Annotated in this window: 12 protein-coding genes; 1 reads left to right on the top strand and 11 read right to left on the bottom strand. The window is 64.8% G+C overall.

What is annotated here, in order from left to right:
* Positions 1-113 precede the first annotated feature (113 nt).
* From gmd to KLP40_RS10410, 11 genes are all read right to left on the bottom strand, one after another.
* Entirely contained in the window at positions 114-1226 is a 1113-nt protein-coding gene (gene gmd, locus KLP40_RS10460) for a GDP-mannose 4,6-dehydratase (RefSeq protein WP_215593727.1), read from the bottom strand.
* A gap of 242 nt (positions 1227-1468) precedes the next feature.
* Positions 1469-4381, bottom strand: a complete 2913-nt coding sequence (locus tag KLP40_RS10455; RefSeq protein WP_215593726.1) for an Ig-like domain-containing protein — start codon at positions 4379-4381, stop codon at positions 1469-1471.
* Between the two features lie 712 nt (positions 4382-5093).
* A complete protein-coding gene (locus KLP40_RS10450; RefSeq protein ID WP_215593725.1) occupies positions 5094-6302 on the bottom strand; it encodes a hypothetical protein in 1209 nt (402 codons plus the stop codon).
* Positions 6303-6342: 40 nt separating this feature from the next.
* Positions 6343-7182 (bottom strand): glycosyltransferase family 2 protein, encoded by an 840-nt coding sequence (locus tag KLP40_RS10445; protein ID WP_215593724.1) that lies wholly within the window; start codon positions 7180-7182, stop codon positions 6343-6345.
* A gap of 84 nt (positions 7183-7266) precedes the next feature.
* Positions 7267-8562 carry a glycosyltransferase family 4 protein gene (locus KLP40_RS10440; protein ID WP_215593723.1) on the bottom strand — a complete coding sequence of 432 codons (1296 nt, stop codon included), beginning with the start codon at positions 8560-8562 and terminating at the stop codon, positions 7267-7269.
* On the bottom strand, positions 8559-9584 hold the full coding sequence (locus KLP40_RS10435) for a nucleotide-diphospho-sugar transferase (RefSeq protein WP_215593722.1): 1026 nt from the start codon (positions 9582-9584) through the stop codon (positions 8559-8561). The genes KLP40_RS10440 and KLP40_RS10435 overlap by 4 nt, the downstream gene beginning before the upstream one ends.
* Positions 9568-10884 (bottom strand): O-antigen ligase family protein, encoded by a 1317-nt coding sequence (locus KLP40_RS10430; protein ID WP_215593721.1) that lies wholly within the window; start codon positions 10882-10884, stop codon positions 9568-9570. Before KLP40_RS10430 ends, KLP40_RS10435 begins: the two co-directional genes overlap by 17 nt.
* Positions 10881-12032 carry a glycosyltransferase family 4 protein gene (locus KLP40_RS10425; RefSeq protein ID WP_215593720.1) on the bottom strand — a complete coding sequence of 384 codons (1152 nt, stop codon included), beginning with the start codon at positions 12030-12032 and terminating at the stop codon, positions 10881-10883. Before KLP40_RS10425 ends, KLP40_RS10430 begins: the two co-directional genes overlap by 4 nt.
* Positions 12033-12034: 2 nt before the next feature.
* A complete protein-coding gene (locus KLP40_RS10420) occupies positions 12035-13660 on the bottom strand; it encodes a lipopolysaccharide biosynthesis protein (protein ID WP_215593719.1) in 1626 nt (541 codons plus the stop codon).
* A 312-nt stretch (positions 13661-13972) separates the two neighbouring features.
* A complete protein-coding gene (locus KLP40_RS10415; RefSeq protein WP_215593718.1) occupies positions 13973-16369 on the bottom strand; it encodes a GumC family protein in 2397 nt (798 codons plus the stop codon).
* A 106-nt stretch (positions 16370-16475) separates the two neighbouring features.
* The gene (locus tag KLP40_RS10410; protein WP_215593717.1) at positions 16476-17261 is read right to left on the bottom strand and encodes a polysaccharide biosynthesis/export family protein; all 786 of its coding nucleotides are present in this window, start codon (positions 17259-17261) and stop codon (positions 16476-16478) included.
* A gap of 267 nt (positions 17262-17528) precedes the next feature.
* Between KLP40_RS10410 and KLP40_RS10405 the strand changes: the two genes are divergently transcribed.
* Positions 17529-18206 (top strand): response regulator transcription factor, encoded by a 678-nt coding sequence (locus KLP40_RS10405; RefSeq protein WP_215593716.1) that lies wholly within the window; start codon positions 17529-17531, stop codon positions 18204-18206.
* Positions 18207-18328: the final 122 nt, after the last annotated feature.

Here is an 18328-nt window from a genome sequence, read left to right as displayed (position 1 = left end):
GTGTATGAATGTGCTAAATGTGAATTTGAAATGAGGTGTTTATCAGCGAAGTCTGTTGCTTGAGGACTTCACTTATTCACATTCACCGCATTCATCACATTTACAGACTGGGCCTATTCATCGTGGTACATGATCTGATGCCCGGCTTCCCGGAGCACGGCGTCGCGGCGGAACAGGCGCAGGTCGGCCTGCACCATGTCCTGCACCAGGGCCGGCAGGTCGAAGCGGGGCTCCCAGCCGAGCTCGGTCTTGGCGCGGGTCGGGTCGCCGATGAGCAGCTCCACTTCGGTCGGGCGGAAGTAGGCGGCATCCACGGCCACTACCTCCTGGCCCACGGGCAACTGGTAATCGGGGTGGTGGCAGGCCACTACGAAGGCCGTTTCCGCGGCCCCGTCACCGCTGAAGCCCAACTCAATGCCCAGTTCCCGGAAAGCCAGGCGCACAAATTCGCGCACGGTGGTGGTGACGCCGGTGGCAATTACGTAGTCGCGGGGCTGTTCCTGCTGGAGCATGCGCCACATGGCTTCCACGTAGTCCTTGGCGTGGCCCCAGTCGCGCTTGGCATCCAGGTTGCCCAGGTACAGCTTCGGCTGCAGGCCCAGGGCAATGCGGACGGCCGCGCGGGTAATCTTGCGGGTCACGAAGGTTTCGCCGCGCTGGGGGCTTTCGTGGTTGAAGAGGATGCCATTGCAGGCGTACATGCCGTAGGCCTCGCGGTAATTCACCGTAATCCAGAAGCCGTAGAGCTTGGCCACGGCGTAGGGCGAGCGGGGGTAAAAGGGCGTGGTTTCGCGCTGAGGCACCTCCTGCACCAGCCCGTAAAGCTCGGACGTACTGGCCTGGTAGATGCGCGTTTTCTGGGTCAGGCCCAGAATCCGGATGGCTTCCAGCAGCCGCAGCGTGCCGATGCCGTCTACGTCGGCCGTGTACTCGGGCGTATCGAAACTCACCTTCACGTGCGACATAGCCCCGAGATTATAAATCTCGTCGGGCTGCACTTCCTGCACAATGCGAATGAGGTTGGTAGCGTCACTCAGGTCGCCGTAGTGCAGCTTGAAGCGCACGTCCTGTTCGTGGGGGTCCTGGTAGAGGTGGTCCACCCGCTCGGTGTTGAACATGGACGAGCGGCGCTTGATGCCGTGAACCTCGTAGCCCTTGTTGAGCAGCAATTCGGCCAGATAAGAGCCATCCTGGCCCGTGATGCCCGTGATGAGTGCGCGCTTCATAGAGGTGCGAAATGAGACGTAAGACAAAAGGAGAAGCGCCGGAGTAGCGCATAGAACTTTTATTACAAATTATTGCATTATAAATTACATATGCAACATGATCTACTGAAATATTTATTTTAATTATTGAATAAGTAAAATTGGCGCCCAGCCGGGATGGTACGGGTCCGAACGATAGAAGCCAGACTCCGGGTGGAGTCTGGCTTCTGTCGTAAATCGGGCTGGTTAAGCGGCCGAAGCGGCTACAGGACGCGGCTGGTAGCCCGCTGGCGCTCAGCCGACCAGGCCAGGGCCGTGCCTAACCCCGGCTGGGGGGCCGAGGCGGCGGGCGTGCCGGCCGGGGCGGGCGTCAGCACAGCGGCCAGGGCGGCCGTCGTGGGGCGGAAGGGGTTGAGCTGGAAGGCCGTGCCGCTCTTTTTGCTCCATACTTCTACGCCGGAAAGGTTCAGGTCGCCGCCGCTGCCGTTGAGCGTGATGGCCCCGTTGGTCACCGTAACGGCATAGGGCCCAACCTTTTTCCAGGTGCCGGCCGAGCCGGTGTTGTAGTTGCTCAGTACCGACTTGCCATTCAGGCTCAGGCTCACGGTCTGGGCGTTGTTATCCTCCCAGAGGTAGGCGTACACCTCATACTCCCCGTTGGGCACGTTGTTCATCGTGAAGGTGAGGTTACGGCTATACACCGACGAGCGAATCATCTGGGCGCGGGCCGTAGTAGTGCTCGGCGCCAGGGTCACACCCTGGTTAGCGAAGGACTGCCCGTTGGTGGAGTAGCCCCCGGCCGAGCTTGACTGCCAGGCATTGCCGTCCACCGTCAGAGCCGAACCGTTGAGGTTGATAGCCCGGAAGAACGTGGCGGCGGCCACGGGGGCGGCGGTGACGGTGACGCTCACCGGGGCCGACGTTTTGGTGGCGCCGGCGTTATCGGTGGCGCGGGCCGTGAGGCTGAGCGTGCCGGTGGCGGCGGGCGAGAAGCTGAGCGTGTAGGGGGCGGCGGTGTCCTCGCCCAGCTTGGTCGAGCCGCTGAAGAACTCCACTTTGCTCACCGAGCCGTCGGCGTCGGCGGCAGTGGCCGTCAGGGCCAGGGCCGAGTTGACGATGACCGAGGAGCTGGCCGCGGCCAGGCTCACCGTCGGGGCCTGGTTGGTCGAGGTGGTGGTGTGCTTCCACACTTCCACGCCCGAGAGGTTGGGGTGGCCGCCGGAGGTCGTCAGGGCGATGCTGCCCCCGGTTACGTTCACCTGGAACGGACCGAGCCGCTCCCACCGTCCGGCCGAACCCGTGTTGTAGCCCGTGCGCACGGTCTGGCCATTAACCAGGATGTTGGTGGTTTCGGGGTTGTTATCTTCCCAGATGTAGGCGTACACGCTGTAGGTGCCGTTGCTCAGGCCCCCGATGGTAGCGCCCACGGTGGTCCCGCCCACGGCGGACGTCAGCATGTCGGCGCGGGTGGCGTCCACGGCGGGCGAGGGGGTGCTGGCCGGGTTGCGGAAGTTGGTGCCGCGTACGCTCACGTTGGCAGCGCCGCTGGCGGCTTCCCACTGGTTGTTATCCAGCTTCACGGCCGTACCGTTGATGTTGATGCCGCGCAGGAACGTAGCGCCCGTGGGGCCGGGGAAAGTTGTGGGTGGCGTGGTGGCCACGGGGGCGGCGGTGACGGTGACGCTCACCGGGGCCGACGTTTTGGTGGCGCCGGCGTTATCGGTGGCGCGGGCCGTGAGGCTGAGCGTGCCGGTGGCGGCGGGCGAGAAGCTGAGCGTGTAGGGGGCGGCGGTGTCCTCGCCCAGCTTGGTCGAGCCGCTGAAGAACTCCACTTTGCTCACCGAGCCGTCGGCGTCGGCGGCAGTGGCCGTCAGGGCCAGGGCTGAGTTGACGATGACCGAGGAGCTGGCCGCGGCCAGGCTCACCGTCGGGGCCTGGTTGGTCGTTGGTGGGGTGGTGGTGCCGGTATTGGTGCCGTCGGCGCCGATTTTGATGTTGTTCTGCTGGAGCTTCTGCTGCCACAGGTTCCGCTCGCCCTGCTCGGTCTGCAAGGTAATCGGGTTGGGCAGGTGGGTGGTGCCGGTGCAGTTGGCGCAGGCTCCGCTGCTCAGGTCGTGGCGGTTAGCGAAAGGCACCTTATAGCCGTTCTTCACGAAGCCAATGGTGTTGTTCGTCGTACGGTTGCCGTAGAACACGCTGCTGGGCTGCTGGTAGGCATTGAAGATGGCCGTGGCCGCGTACGTGGCATTCAGGGGCGAGCCGTCGGGCAGCAGGGCGCTGGTCACCATCCGGTTGTCGTGGTAGTAGATGTCGTGGCCGGCGGCAATGTTCATGGCCGCGTTGCAGGTCGAGATGAACTGGTTGTAAGCGGCCTCAATGTAAGCTGCCGTCGTGCTGGCCGAAGAACCGTCTCCGTCGGTGGTCATGCCCGTGCCGGTGAACTTGCTGCCGTTGGCCGGATAAGGGTAGGCGCCCTGCACGTAGTTGTTGTGCACCCGGGCCGGGCTCTGCGCCGTGCCGCCCGAGTTGTAGAAGTTGATGTTGTCTTCCACCAAGCTGTTGTTGGGCTCGTTGATCACCTGGTTCCAGCTGATTTGGATGTTGCCCACGTTACGCACCTGGTTCAGGCCGCAGAACTGCACGTACTCGCCGCCGCCGTTGCGGAAGCGGCCGTCAATGTTTTTAGCCTGGTTGTAGCGCACGGTCAGCGTCTGCGACGCCGAGCCGTCGCCGCTCCACTGGTAGGCCGCAATGCCCGAGGTGTGCTCGAAGTAATTGTTTTCCACCCGCACCGAGCGGCCCGTGTTCACTTCCAGAAACCGGCCGTGGCGGCGGTTGTCCACGCTCTGCCGGATGCCGTAGCCTTTATTATTGGTAATCACCAGCGTAGAGCCGCCGTTTTTGGCGTCAATCAGGTTGCCGGCTCCTACCAGTACGCAGCCCGTGATGGTTACCGGCTGGGTGGTTTGAATGCGGATGCAGGGCGTGTTCGAATCCGTACTGCGGAAGTTGCCCGTGTAGGTGCCGCCCTGCGTGATGGTAATGGGGGCGGCGTAGGTGATGTTGGTGGGGTACTGTCCCTGGGCCCGGACCGGGGCCGGTAGCAGATTCAGGAGCAGGAGGGCGGCTGCCGAAAACGACAGTCGGCGGGCGCCAGCAAGGTTGCGTTTAGTCATCAGTGGAAAATTTGATCCGAGGCCTTTTTGCATTCTGCGAGCCTTTAGTGAAGAAATAATATATAGGAATGTCTGCTAAACCATTCCCCTTCGTCAAATCGTTCCAGGTGGCCGAATGAAATTTGTGCTATTTGTGAAAAAGACCTCGAGTTGACTGCCGGTCGAGCTTCCCGAAGCTGGTTGGCGCGGGTAACGTCAGCCGTTGTTCCGGCTTTGGAGCGGCCGCTGCTGCGACCAAAATGTACCGGGCTACTCCTGCAAAGTCTTTAAAATACGGTGGCAAAACCCTTTATCACTCTACACAATCCCATCTGCAGCCACCAGGGGTTGCGTACAACCCGCTGAACAGTTGATTCTCTTTACCAGTCCAACTCAAATAGCGGCGTACACCGCCTGTGGGCTGATTTGGAAGAATCCGACCAAGTGTGTACTTGTAAAAGTACCATATTGGTGCCTGAGGTTCATGACAAATATAGAAAGTCGGTTTGATATGAAGCAAGATGGGATGTTAATCGAAATTGTATTATTAAAATAATGATTAGGCTGTCATATGCGCAAAATGGCCCGCCGGATACCAGCGGGCCATTTTTAGGCAAAACCAGTAATGCCAAAATAATGTACGTTATAAAAGGCAGTCAGCTAGGGGGTTAGCCGGGCAGGGGCCAAGCAACCTAATCCGGCGCGACCGGGGTAGGTTGCCCGGGAGCCGCATTCAGCGCCGGGCCGCGGCCGCTCGAATCCGGCCGCCCGGTTGCCGGGAAACGGGACCCAGATGCTGCTGCTGCCGGCCGAGCCGGGCCCGCCAGGCGGCATGGGCCTGGGTTTCCTGCTGGCGCGTGATGGGATTGGGCAAATGCACTGTTCCGGTACAGTCGGCGCAGGCCTCGGTGCTCAGGTCGTGGCGGTCGGGCAGGGGGCTGTTGCGTCCCCAATGCACGAACCCGATGGTATTGTCGCTCATGCGGTTGGCGAAGAACACAGTGGCGGGCTGGTCGTAGGCATTGAAGATGGCCGTGGCCGCGTAGGTGGCCCGCAGCCGGGTGCCATCGGGCAGCAGGCCGCTGGTGAGCAGGTAGTTGTGGTGGAAGTAATTGTGGTGGCCGGCGGCAATATTCATGGCCGCATTGCAGGTGCTCACGATGGTGTTGTGGTGGGCCTCCACGTAGGCGGTGGTCGTCAGGGCCGAGGAGGCGTCGCCATCGGTGGTCATGCCGGAACCGGTGAACTTGGGGGCCGTGGCGGGCAGCGGATAGGCGCCCTGCAGGTAGTTGTTGTGCACCAGCAAGGGGCTGCGGGGCGTGCCGGAAGAGTTGTGCAGGTTGATGTTGTCCTCCACCAGACTTTCATTGGGCAGATTTATCACCTCGTTCCAGGCAATAGCCACGTTTTCCAGGCCATGTACCTCGTTGAGCTGCACGAAGCTCACCTTGGCCCCACCGCCGTTGCGAAAGCGCCCATCGATGTTGCGGGCCTGGTTGTAGCGGATGGTGACGGATTCATTGGGGGTGCCGCTGCCCTGCCAGCGGAACACCAGCAGGCCGGCCGTGTGCTCCAGGTAGTTGTGCTCGGCCCGCAGACTCACCCCGTCATTGATTTCCAGAAAGCGGCCCCGGGCCCGGTTGTTGGTGGTAGGCTGCTGCCCGAAGCCCCGGCAGTTGCGCACCGTCAGGCGGGCTCCGCCGGCGGTGGCATCAATCAGGCGGCCCGGGCCGCGCAGCTCGCAGCCGTCCAGTACCACGGGCTCGGTGGTGGCAATCCGGATGCAGGCCTGGTCGGAGCGGCGGCTCTCGTAGCGGCCGGAGTAAGTGCCGCCCCGGCGGATGACCAGCGCGGCGCCGTCGGCGGAACCCGGCCCCGAGCAGGACGTGCTGAGCAGCAGCAGTAGAAATTCGAGTACGGATACGAGATAGAGCTGCAGCATGGCGGGTACGTTGGTTGGAGCCGACCGCCCCGGAAACGAATTAGTGCAGGAAGTAGCCCACCAGCCGGCGCGCGTAGCCGTTGAGCAGGAAGTAGGGCAGGTAGGGCCGGGGGCAGTTTTTGAGGCTGAAATGAGTGAAGTTGCGCAGGTTACCCCCGCCCCGGATACCGAACAGGTGCTGGTAGTAGCCGCGCAGGCTGCGCTGGCGCCGGGTGATTTCCTGGCCGCTTTCCTCGGGGTAGGTGCTCAGGCGGGCCTCGTAGTGGCAGTACACCGGGAAGCCGTGGCGGCGGGCCACGCTGGTATAATCGTAGTCGGCCAGATAGTGGGGCAGGCGCTTTTCGTCGAAGAGGCCGATGGTTTCCAGCACCCGCCGCGGAATGAGCAGGCCCCGGCCCGGCAGGTAGGTAACCGGGTGCAGGCCCCGGCGCTGGTCGGGGGGCAGGGTTTCGAGCAGGTCGCGGCGGGTGTTGGTGCGCCAGTCCAGGATTTCGCCCCCGTATACGGGCTGGCCGGTGGCCGCGTCCAGCTCCAGGGCGCCCAGCACGGCGCTGGGGTGCTCGTCGGCCGTAGCCAGCATGCGGGCCACGAAGTCGGGGGCGGCCAGCACGTCGTTGTTGAGGGTGAGCACGCGGGTGGCCCCTTCGGCCAGGGCCCGCCGGATGCCCTGGTTCACGCCGGCCGTCCAGAACAGGTTGCCGTCGCCTTCCTCGATGAGCACCTCCGGAAACTCCGTGCGCAGCATGGTCCCGGTGCCGTCCGTGGAGCCGTCATCCACGACCACCACCCGAAAAGCCAGGTTGGTCTGCGCCCGCAACGACTCCAGACAAGCGCGGGTAAATTCCTTGCGGTTGAAAACGGGAATGATGAGGTAGAGCATCTGAATGGGGATTAAGGGCGGAAGATGGCCGCCAACGGTTACCTGCGGGCTATGAGTAAGGGGCGACGGGAGCGGACCGGGGCATCAGGTGCGGGCCAGGTGCGGGAGAGCCTCGGCGAAATCCTCTTCCAGTGCTTCCCACCCGGCTTGGCGGGGCAAGAGCGGCGTAATCAGAGCCAGCAGGCGGCCGGTGCGGGCCTGCCAGGTTTGGGTGAGGGCGAATTCGTAGCCGGCGCGACCCATATTCCGCAGCTCGGTGGGGTGGTGGTAGGCGTACTCCACGGCCCGGGCCAGGGCCGCGGCGGTGGCCTCGGGCGTGGTCACGGGCACCTTGATGCCGGCCGCAGCCGGAATAAAATCGTGGGCGCCCTGGTGGTCGAGGGTAATAATGGGCAGGCCGGTGGCCATGGCCTCCAGAAACTGGGAGGCGAAGGAGTCGCGCAGGCTGCCGAACAGGAAGGCATCGTGGCTCAGAAAGGCGGCCCGCACCTCGCTCCAGGCCACGGCCCCGCGCCAGGTTACGCGCCCGGTCAGGCCGTGCGCGGCGAGCCAGCCGGGCAGTTCCGCGCCCTGGGGGCCGTCGCCGATGATGGTCAGGTGGAACGGAACGGCCGGGTTCACCTGGCGCAGGGCATCGAGCGCCAGCAGCAGGCCCTTGCGCGGAAACAGGCGGCCCAGCCAGAGCAGGCGCAGCTCCGGGGCGGCCTTGCGTTCCGGAAAAGTGGCCGGGAAAAACGTCTTGGGCAGGCCCGAATCCAGGAACAAATCCACGCGTTGGGCACCGAGCCGACGGGCCAGCCCGGCCGTTTCGGAGTTGGTAGCCAGTACGGTGGTGGCGTGGCGCAGGGTCTGGCGCACGTTGGGGTCGAAGGTCATCAGCAGCCAGCCCACCACGTTGCGCATGGTTTCCGACGAAAACCAGTTGGGAATGTAGCGCCGGAAGGCCGCCGGGGCCCGTTGCGCCCCACCCACGGGCCCGAACACGAGAGGTTTGCCCAGGCGCCACATCCAGGAGCCCATCTGCAGGCTGCCGTAGGTGGCGTGGTGCACGTAGTCGAAATTCACGGTGCGGCTCAGTTCCCGGGCCTTCTTCCAGGCCAGGTACTGCCACACCAGGTAGTGCAGGTATACGCCGAACTGCCAGCGGTGCAGAAACTGCACCCAGCCCGGGACCTTCACGTAAAGGAATTGCAGCTGACCGGGGGCCAGCTCCCGACCGTGCTCGGCCAGGAAAGGCTCGATGCCGGCGCGGCCGTCGGGGTTGGTAATGCACCACACGCGGTGGCCGTGACGGGCGGTCTGCCAGGTCCAGTTGAAACCAAACCCGTCTTCGCCGCCGTGGGCCGGATTGCAGGCGTAAGCGGAGAGTAGAACGTTCATGCGACTTGGGTATGAGCGTGAGCGGCGGCCGCCGCCGGCCCGGAAGCCGGGAGCGGGAGCGGAACAGAAGCAGGAGCAGGAGAGCGGCGCAGGGAACGGCGGACTTTGGCAACCAGCCGGCCCAGCAGAAACTCGCGGAACCGTTGCCGGTCGCGGCGGCGGTCCGCGAGTACGAAATCGGGGTGGTGCAACGGAAACGCCAGCTCCCGGGTGGGCACGTCGGCAAATTCGTCGTGGGCGTCCAGCGTGTGGGTGCCTTCCTCCCCGAACCCGATGTTGCCCACCAGGTTCACGGCCGGCACCACGCACAACCCCGAATGGGCCGCAATGGCAAAGTGCCACTGGTAGTCCCACACGTGGGGCGGACTCGGCAGCGCCAGTACGCCCGCAATCTTGCCCAGACGGTAGCGGTTTTCGAGCCGGGAGCTGTAAAGCCCTCCGAGCCGGCCCTCGTTGCGCAGGCGCTCAAAGTGGGTGAGCAGGAAGTCGAAGTGCTGCCAGGCCCGGCGCCAGGTGGCCCAGCCCCAGCTGTTCACCTGGTGGGAGAAGTAGTAGGAGTCGGTGCCGGCGGGCTGGGGGCGGCGGGCTTCGCGGCTGAAGTTGTTGCCCCCGATGTGCATGACGCGCGTGTCGTGGCGGTAGCGGGTCAGCAGCTCCTCGCAGAAGCGGAAAAAGGTGGGGTGGGGCACGCAGTCATCTTCCAGAATGATGCCCTCTTCCTCCTGGCGGAAAAACCAGTCGATGGCCGAGGCCGGGCCCACGCCGCAGTTCAGGTTGGTGGTGCGGAACAGCGTAAATACCTGGCAGGGCCAGTCCACGGCGGCCACGATGGCGCGGGCCTCGGCGCAGCGGGCGGTGTCGGTGGGGTGGGCGGTGCGGGGGCCGTCGGCGGCCACGTAAAGACGGGGCGGCCGGGCTTGGCGCACGGCCTCGAACACGCGCCGGGTGGTATCGGGGCGGTTGAAGATGAGCAGCAGCACGGCCGTGCGCAGGGAGGGGGCAGAGTCAGGAGAGTGCGGCATAGGAAGCAGGCATGGAGCTGGGCTCAGGTGGCGGCGCGGCCGCGGGTAGCGGGCCGGCGGCCCGCGCCGCCCGGTAGCCGGCCACCGCCGCGTAGGGCAGGGGGGCGGCCTGGGCCAGGGTGAGGCCGAGTACGGCGTAGAGGAAGGGCGGCCAGTCGTAGGAAAAGCCGTAGAGCAGGGTGCAGCCGGTGAAGCAGACCAGGGCCGCGGCCGTGGGGCTCAGGGGCACCGGCTGGCGGACCCGCCGGATGAGCTGACCAATGGGCACGGCCACCACCAGCAGCAGGCCCAGTATACCAAAGTAGAAGAGCCGGTCGAGGTAGAAGCTGTGGAAGTGGTGGCCGGTGCGGTCCTGCCAGAGGGGCTGGTCGTCTTCGCCGTAAAACTGAATCGGCAGCTCGAACCCCGCCAGGCGCAGGCCCAGCAGCGGATTTTCCTCCACAAAGGGCTGGTACGCTTCCAGCTGGTGCAGGCGCCAGCTGCCGGTGCCCTGCTTGTCGGCATTCTGGATGTCGCCCACACTTTCCTCCAGCCGCCGCAGCACCTGGGGGTTATCGAGGACGGTGGCCACCCCGCCCAGGCCGCCCACCACCAGCGGCAGCAGCAGCATGGGCACCAGGCGCGGGGCCGTGAACCGCACCCCCTCCACCCGCCCGAAGGCAATGAGCAGGCCGTTCAGCACCAGGGCCAGGCCGGCGGCCAGCCACACGGTGCGGTGCTGCAGGAACACGATGAGCCCCATAATCAGGAAGAACACGCCCAGGCGCACCAGCCCGCCCCAGCGCAGGTACTGGTTGAAATAGTAGAGCCCCACGAAGAGCAGCAGTAGGGCCGACGTCACCTGGAAACCGCGCTCATTCTCCAGAAAGGCCGACAGGCTGAGCGCATCGGGATGGTACAGGGCCAGGTTGAGCAGCAGCCCGGCCAGCACCAGCGCCATCAGCAGGCCCGCCGGCAGCTCATGGCGGCGGTAGTAAGCGAACAAACCGAAAGCAGGCAGCAGAATGGTAAGCTTGGCAAACACGTGGGGGTAGACCATGGGCGAGCCCCAGCCGTTATACGACTCCAGCGCCAGCGCCCCGAGGGCCACGCCCAGCACCAGCAGCCAGCGCCGCAGCGGGGCGTTCAGGTAGCGGAAATACCCGGCAATGAGCAGCAGCGCCAGCCCCAGCAGGGCGTAGTTATAGAGCCCCAGCACGGGGTCTTCCTCATCCGCGAACAGGAATTCGTTGAAGGCCCGGTCGGTGAACAGCAGCAGCAGCAGGGGCAGCGCATGACGGAAACGCAGGCTGATTTTCATAGCTTCAGAGCAGGCAGCGGGGTGGAAGAAAGGGTGGCCGCCGCACCCGGGCGGGCTTCCTGCAGGGCCTCCTCGTACACGGCGCGGGTGCGGCGGGCGGTGTGCTGCCAGGTGAAATCGAGCAGGCGGAGCTGGCCCAGCTGCACCAGCTGGCGGCGCAGGGGCGCATCCTCAAGCAAACGGCTGAGCTGCTGGGCCAGGGCGGCGGGCTGATCGGGGGGGAAGTACAGGGCCGCGTCGCGGGCAATTTCGGGGAAGCAGGACGCCGCGCTCAGCAGCACCGGGCACTGCTGCCCGTAGGCCTCCAGAATGGGCAGCCCGAACCCCTCGTACTCCGACGGAAACACAAAGGCCCGCGCCCCGCGGTAGAGGGCGGAGAGCTGGGCGTCGGAAACCGGCCCGAACTGGTGAGCTCGGTTCGCCCAGCCGGTCCGCGCCAGCTGCTCCCGCTCCGCCCCGGTAAACGGTCCGCCCCCGGCGCAGACCAGGTGCAGGTCCGCCGTTTCGGCCGCGGGCAGCAGGGCCAGGGCTTCGAGCAGGCAGCCGAAGTTCTTGTAGAGGGCCCGGCTGCCGGTGAACAGCACGTACCGCGCGGGCACGGGCAGCGCGGCGGCCGGGGCGCCGGCGGGCTCGGTGTAGCCGTGGTAGACCACCCGCACCCGCTCGGGAGCCACCGGCAGCAGGCGCAGTACATCGGCCCGGGTGTGCTCCGAAACGGTGATGATGCGGCTGGCCCGCTGCAGAATGTTGCGCAACGTCGTGTCGTCGCGGTCGGGGTAGTGGGCCGGAAACAGGGCCGGAATCATATCGTGAATCGTAACCACCAGAGGCCGCTCGGGGGCCAGCAAGGGCAGAAAGTAGTCGTCGTCGAGCAGGGTGGGGTGGAACACGTCGAAGGCGTTGCGGCGCAGGGCCCGGCGCGAGGCCCGCTCGTTGACATACCGAATCACGCGCCAGCGGGCCGGCAGGCGCGAATCGGGCAGGAAAGTGCGGGGGCGGTACCGGCCCTCGCGCAGGTACAGGTTGTTGCTCAGCACCACGGCCAGCTCCGACTGCCAGCTGGCGTGGCAGAGCAGCTCGTGGTGGTAGCGCGAAACGCCCCCGAAATCCTGGAGCGAAAAGGCCTGATGGTCGTAAAGAAGGCGCATAGCTACACGAGTTCGGTTTCGGGGTCGGACAGCAGGGCGGGATGGGGGCGGCGGAGCGGCGTGGAAACGGGTGTCGGTACGGGAGCCGGTTCGCCATCAAGGCGGGCCAGGCGGGCCGAGTACGCCGCCAGCAGCTGGCTGAGGCGGCCGGCCGGGGCGTCGGCTTCGTGGAGGCGGCCCAGCAGGCGGCGCAGCACCTGGCGCAGGCGCGCTGGCGGCGCCCCTCCGGCCACCGCCAGCGCCAGCAGGGCGCCGGTCAGCATTTCGGCTCCCAGCAGCACCACGGCCGGCAGCGTGCCGGGCGGCAGCAGCAGGCGCAGGCCCGCAATGCCGGCGGCCACCCCCCCCCCGATCAGCAAACCGGGCCCGTAAGACCCCAGCACCTGGGCCACCGTTACGGCCAGCACCCGGCGCATGAGCAGCAGGTAAAGCATGGTGCGCACCACCTCGCCCAGCACCACGGCGGCGGCCACGCCCGGCAGGCCGTAGCGGCTCAGGCCGTAGAACAGGCCCGGCAGCAGCACCACGTACAGCAGGTTGAGCCAGAGCTTGGGCGTGAGCGTGGCCGTGGCGTCGCAGACGACACCGGCAAACATCGTAACCATGCTCAGGGCGAAGGCCGCGCACACCACCCGCAGAATGGGCGTGGCTGCCGTCCAGTCGGGGCCCAGCATCACGCGCACAATTTCGGGGGCCGCCACGGCCGCGCCGGCGCAGATCGGAATCACGAGGGCAGCAATCAGGGTGATGCTGCCCAGGTACACCGTGCGTAGGCGGGGGCGGTCGGCCTGCACCTGGCTGAAGGAGGGAAACACCACCTTCGACACGCTGGTAGTCAGCAGGTACACCGGCAGGCCGATGAGCATCCAGCCCCGGCTGTAGATGCCCAGGGCCGCCGCCCCCAGCAGCCGCCCGATGAGCAGCGTATCGAGGGAGCCGGTCACGAATTCCAGAAAGCTGATGGCCGACATGCGGCCGCCGTAGGCCACCAGGGGCCGGTAAGTGGCCCAGTCGAAGAGCAGGCGCAGGTCGTGGCGCTCGGCCGCGTAGCTGAGCAAGGTCAGCAGCAGATTCTGGCCCAGGGCGGCCGCCACTAGGCTCCAGACGCCGTAACCCCGCAGGGCCAGCCCGATGCCCAGGGCTCCGTAGCTGACCACGTAGCTGACCACCTCCACAACGGCCAGGGTGCGGAACTGCATGCGGCGGCGCAGCAGGCTCAGGGCCGTGGCATTGAGGCCGGTCAGGAAGATACCCCCGGCCAGCACCCGCACCACCGGCACCACCTCGGGCTGACGTACCAGGTCGGCGGCCAGGGGCGCGCCCAGCACCAGCAGGCCCGCAAATAAGGCCCCCAGGCCCAGTGAAGACGTAAACGCGGCCCGGATATCGGCCCGGGTGAGGTCGGGTTTCTGGATGATGGCCTGCTCCATGCCCATCTGGGCGAAGTAGGAGCCGAAGCGCAGAATCACGCCCGCCAGCGCCACCAGGCCAAACGCGGCCGGACTCAGCAGCCGGGCCATGGTGGCCGTGTAGCCAATCTGGAGCACCGCCGTGATAACGGTAGCGGCCGTAGTCCATTTCACGCCGTGAACGGCCGCAGAAGTCAGGTTGGGAGCAGAAGATGCCATGAAGCCATCCGAGAGAAAAGGTGCGAAATGCAGCGGGAGAGAGAAGGAGCGGAGTAGGAAATGAGTGGCTCGGGAAATGAGTGAATGAGTGACGTGGTGAATGAGTGAGTGAGGCAAACAGAACGTCATTCCGAGCGGAGCCGAGGAATCTCGCGTGCTGATGTTGCGCCAGCTAATTCAACGTCAGCACCTTATTCCGCCCAACGGCAAGGATTACCACTGCACGCGAGATTCCTCGGCTCCGCTGCGCTGCGCTCGGAATGACGTGCTTCCCTCACTACTTCACCCATTCCCCGGGGCACTCATTTCCCACTAATACCCGTAGGTGTAGGCTTTTTCCTTGTAGCGGTACTCGTAGGTTTTGGTGAAGTGCATGTCGTTGATGATCATGTAGATCTGCTTGATCTTCTTCTCCTGGTGCAGCTCGTTGATCTGGCTGATCAGGCCCTTGTCGGTGTAGTTCTGGCGCACCACGTAGATGTTGGCGTCGAGGTGGTGGAGCAGCATGAAGAACTCGGCCACGTAGCCCGTGGGCGGCGTGTCTATCAGCACGTAGTCGTAGTGCTGGCGCAGGTGGGCCATGAGCTCCGCCATGCGGGGGCCTTCGAGCAGCTCGGTGGGGTTGGGCGGAATCGGGCCGCAGCAGATCACGTCGAGGTTGCGCACGCCCGCGTCGTGGCGGCAGTCGTCGAAGGTGCTCAGGCCCATCAGGTAGGTGCTCAGGCCGTGCTCGGTGCAGGCCCCTTCGAGGCCGAAGTAGCTGGCCACGGTGGGGCGGCGCAGGTCGCACTCGAGCAGCAGCACCCGGCGGCCACTCAGGGCAATTTCGGCGGCCAGGTTCACGGCGCAGAAGCTCTTGCCCTCGCCCGGCACCGAGGACGTAACGCCCACCACCTTCTTATCGAGGCCGGCCGAGAGATACTGCAGGTTCACGCGGATGGAGCGGAACGACTCGGCAATGGGCCCCTTGGGGTCGCGGAGCATGTTTTCCTTGTCCTGCTTGGTGCCGTGGGCCACCACGCCCAGAATCGGGATGGTGGTGATGCGCGAGAGGTCCTCCTTGCTCTGAATGCGGCGGTTGGCCTTGTCCAGCAGCAGGGTGATGCCGGTCGGAATCAGCAGGCCGGCCAGCAGGGCCATCAGCACCACGAAGCCCTTTTTGGGGGCCGTCGGGCCGTCGCCGTTCAGGGCGGCCACGTCTACCACCTTCTTGTCGGTGGCGTTGGTGGCCAGGGCAATGGCCGCTTCGGCGCGCTTTTCAATCAGAAACTGGTAGTTTTTGTCGTTGAAGTCAGACTTGCTTTGCAGGGTGGCCAGCTGCCGCTGGTTTTCGGGCATGCGGCTCATGTCGCCCTGTACCTGGCTGAGTTGCCCGTCCAGATCACGCAGGGCAATGTCGGCGGCCCGGGTCATGTTGGCCAGCGTCTGGGTCAGGCTTTCCTTGGCGACGCGGATCCGCTCGTCGAGGATGGTGACCATCGGGTTTTCCTGGCTGGCGTTCATGCCCAGCACGGCCCGCTGGCTGTTGAGGTCGGTGAGCTGCAGAATCAGGTTATTCACCACCGGGTCCTCGATGCCCACGCTGGTGGGGGCGGCCAGCTGACCCACGCCCTGGTGGGAGCGGAGGTAGGCGAGCATGTTCTGGTAATACTTGCGGTTGGTGCTGATGCGGGCCCGCTGCATCTGCAGCTCGCCCTGCTGCTGAATGCCGCTGGCCGATTGCGCCCCCACGTCCACCACGCCCCGGGCGGCCCGGAAGGTGCTGAGCGCCGCCGTGGACCGGCGCAGGGAGTCAGAAAGGTGGCCGATTTCCTTGTCGAGAAAGGCTACCGTTTTTTGGCCGGTCTGGTTTTTGGCAAGCAGGTCGTTCTGCACGTACACGTGCATGAGCGTGTCCAGAAACTGAATTTCCTTCTGGGGCACGCCGCCCTTGCTGGTCAGCTCCACGATGCGCGATTCGCGGTCGATGGGGCGCACGGCTAGGTGCTGCTGGTATTCGCCGGTGAGGCTGGCCGCGTCGTGCAGGGTCACGAAGTAGCGCTCCGGCTGGTCGTCGTCGGTGGGGTAGCCGGGCTCGGTCAGCAGCACGGCTGTGAGCAGGGGCGTGCGCAGCGTATCGCCGGCGCGCACCAGCTTATCGATATGCGGGTCGCGTACGTCCCGGATCAGCTCGCCGGTGGGCAGGCTGTATAGCTGGCCTTTGTCGGCCTCGGCCCGGACCCGGAACCGCCCGTCGGGCCGGGACTCCACGTAAATGCGCACGCCCGTAAGCTGAGGCGCGTTGGGGTCGGGCAGCAGACGAAAGGGCACAGAACCCTGGGGCCGCTCCTGCACCTGGACGTCTTTGTAAGCGTTGAGCCAGGTTTTGGGGGCGGCGTAGTAGGCCACCGCGTAGGGGAGCCGGTCCAGGGCCTGGCGCACCATGTCGGCCGAAGTCAGCAGCCCGATTTCGTCCTCCATCTTGGTGCCCTTCTCCTTTACTTCCAGAATCTTGAGCAACTCCTGGGCCTGTTTGGAGCCCGTGCCCTGGTCGCCGAGCAGCAGCGTGGCGCGGAAGGCGTACACGGGCTGTTTCACGCGCAGGTACAGAAACGCCGCCGCTCCCGCCAGCAGCAGGCTCACCAGAAACAGCGGCCAGCGCTGCCGGAGCCGGAAAAACAACTCGTGCAGGTCGAGTTCGTCGGCGGAAGAGGAGGAGCGTGGTTCCATGAGAGAAGGATTAGTTGTCAGTTGCTGGTTGTCAGTTGCTATGCATGGTCAGCGGAGAGCGGTCCTGACAACTGACAATCAGCAACCGACAACTAAAAACCAACGGCTAGAATACTTTCAGATAGCTGAGAATGAGAACCAGGGACGAGATGCCGGCGAAAACCAGCCCGAGGTTGTTGGCGTTGCCGCGGGCATTGCGCGCCGACAGCGGCTCCACGTACAGGGCGTCGTTGGGCAGCAGGTAGAAGTAGGGCGAGGCCAGCAGGGCCGGATCGGTGAGGTCGAGCAGCACGACTTCCGAGCCCTTGGACGACTGGCGGATGAGCTTCACGTTCTGGCGGTTGCCGAACTCGGTCAGGTCGCCGGCCAGGCCCAGGCCCTCGAGCACGGTACACTGGGCGTTGTAGACGAAATAGCGGCCCGGCGCGCGGACTTCGCCCAGCACCGTGACCTTGAACGAAAGCAGCTTGACGAGCACATTCGCGTCGCGGACGAACTTGTTTACCTGCTGCTGCAAGGTCCGCTGGGCCTCTTCTACCAGCAGGCCCTGCACCTTCACTACCCCCACCGTGGGCAGGTTGATGGTGCCGGCCTCATCCACGGAGTAACCCGTCAGATAAAGGTTGCCCGGGTCGCCATTAAACACGGCCCGCGTATCGACGGTATTGAAAATCTCGTTGAGCTGGGGCTGCACGCTCTGGACCCGGATGCTGAGCACGTCGCCGGGCTGGATGCGGTACTGCTGGCGGGCGTTTTCCACCGCTACCGGCGTGCGGGTATTGTAGTCGCGCCCCTGTAAGTACGGCAGTTTCTGCTGCGAAACGCAGCCACCCAGTCCGGTCAGCAAGGGCAACAGCAACAGCAGAATGCGAAGGCGGCGAGGCAGAACCATAGAGGAGCAGGAGAAGGGCGAAGAGGGGAAAGGCGCAGAAAATGACCGTAAGCCATGTTTCGGGACGAAGGCAAGGCTATAGAATATTTCCATAAACGTATTGGATGGAATCGGTAATGTCAAGTTATATTTAAATTATTCGTATATTTTTTTGCATTGTATGGTCTGTTGCGTTGGGAGTCGGGTTCTGCCCCAGCCGGGGCCGGCAGCCACCCATTGCGACGCGGGCACTACCTTGCCGGCCCGAATCCGCACCAATCTTTTCCTATGAAAATTCTGCTCGTCGAAGACGAACCCAACGTGGCCGCCTTTCTGCACCAGGGCCTCACGGAGCAACACCACAGCGTGGATCTGGCCACCGATGGCTTGCTGGGCCTGCGCCGGGCCCGGCAAACCACCTACGACCTGATCATTCTCGATACCCTGCTGCCCGGCCTGAGCGGGCTGGAGGTCTGCCGGCAGGTACGCGCCCACGACGCGAGCGTGCCCATTCTCATGCTCACGGCCCTGGGCGAAACCGACGACAAAATCCGGGGCCTCGACGCCGGCGCCGACGACTATCTGGTGAAGCCTTTCGCGTTTCAGGAGCTGCTGGCCCGCATCCGCGCCCTCACCCGCCGCCGCCACGAAGCTCCCTCGGCCGACAACGTGCTGCGCCTGGCCGACCTCACCCTCGACCCCGTGCGCAAAGTGGTGCAGCGGGCTGGCCAGTCCGTTCAGCTCACGGCCCGCGAATTTGCCCTGCTCGAATACCTGCTACGCAACCAGAACCGCGTCGTGTCGCGGGTCGATATCCTGGAGCACGTCTGGGAAACCAGCTTCGATACCGGCTCCAACGTCATCGACGTGTACATCAACTTCCTGCGCAAAAAGCTCGACAAAGACTTCACGCCCAAGCTCATTCACACCCTCGTGGGCATGGGCTACGTGATGAAGGAAGAGTAGCTTCGTAGTGTGTAAAATGTGAGATAATGTGGTGGAGTGTGCGAAATGTCGGGCAGGGCCTGGGTGAAAACGGGCCTAGGCCGCTCCCTGCATTCTGACGGCACCGCACTGCTCACATTCGT

The sequence above is a fragment of the Hymenobacter piscis genome (assembly GCF_018760735.1).
Classification (GTDB): Bacteria; Bacteroidota; Bacteroidia; order Cytophagales; family Hymenobacteraceae; genus Hymenobacter; species Hymenobacter piscis.
Note: the sequence above shows the minus strand (reverse complement) of the source record. Positions and strands in the feature narration are given on the sequence as shown.

Excerpts from the sequence above, each read along its gene's own strand:
- gmd (WP_215593727.1), bottom strand. The coding sequence starts at position 1,226 with ATGAAGCGCGCACTCATCACGGGCATCACGGGCCAGGATGGCTCTTAT.
- KLP40_RS10455 (WP_215593726.1), bottom strand. The coding sequence starts at position 4,381 with ATGACTAAACGCAACCTTGCTGGCGCCCGCCGACTGTCGTTTTCGGCA.
- KLP40_RS10450 (WP_215593725.1), bottom strand. The coding sequence starts at position 6,302 with ATGCTGCAGCTCTATCTCGTATCCGTACTCGAATTTCTACTGCTGCTG.
- KLP40_RS10445 (WP_215593724.1), bottom strand. The coding sequence starts at position 7,182 with ATGCTCTACCTCATCATTCCCGTTTTCAACCGCAAGGAATTTACCCGC.
- KLP40_RS10440 (WP_215593723.1), bottom strand. The coding sequence starts at position 8,562 with ATGAACGTTCTACTCTCCGCTTACGCCTGCAATCCGGCCCACGGCGGC.
- KLP40_RS10435 (WP_215593722.1), bottom strand. The coding sequence starts at position 9,584 with ATGCCGCACTCTCCTGACTCTGCCCCCTCCCTGCGCACGGCCGTGCTG.
- KLP40_RS10430 (WP_215593721.1), bottom strand. The coding sequence starts at position 10,884 with ATGAAAATCAGCCTGCGTTTCCGTCATGCGCTGCCCCTGCTGCTGCTG.
- KLP40_RS10425 (WP_215593720.1), bottom strand. The coding sequence starts at position 12,032 with ATGCGCCTTCTTTACGACCATCAGGCCTTTTCGCTCCAGGATTTCGGG.
- KLP40_RS10420 (WP_215593719.1), bottom strand. The coding sequence starts at position 13,660 with ATGGCATCTTCTGCTCCCAACCTGACTTCTGCGGCCGTTCACGGCGTG.
- KLP40_RS10415 (WP_215593718.1), bottom strand. The coding sequence starts at position 16,369 with ATGGAACCACGCTCCTCCTCTTCCGCCGACGAACTCGACCTGCACGAG.
- KLP40_RS10410 (WP_215593717.1), bottom strand. The coding sequence starts at position 17,261 with ATGGTTCTGCCTCGCCGCCTTCGCATTCTGCTGTTGCTGTTGCCCTTG.
- KLP40_RS10405 (WP_215593716.1), top strand. The coding sequence starts at position 17,529 with ATGAAAATTCTGCTCGTCGAAGACGAACCCAACGTGGCCGCCTTTCTG.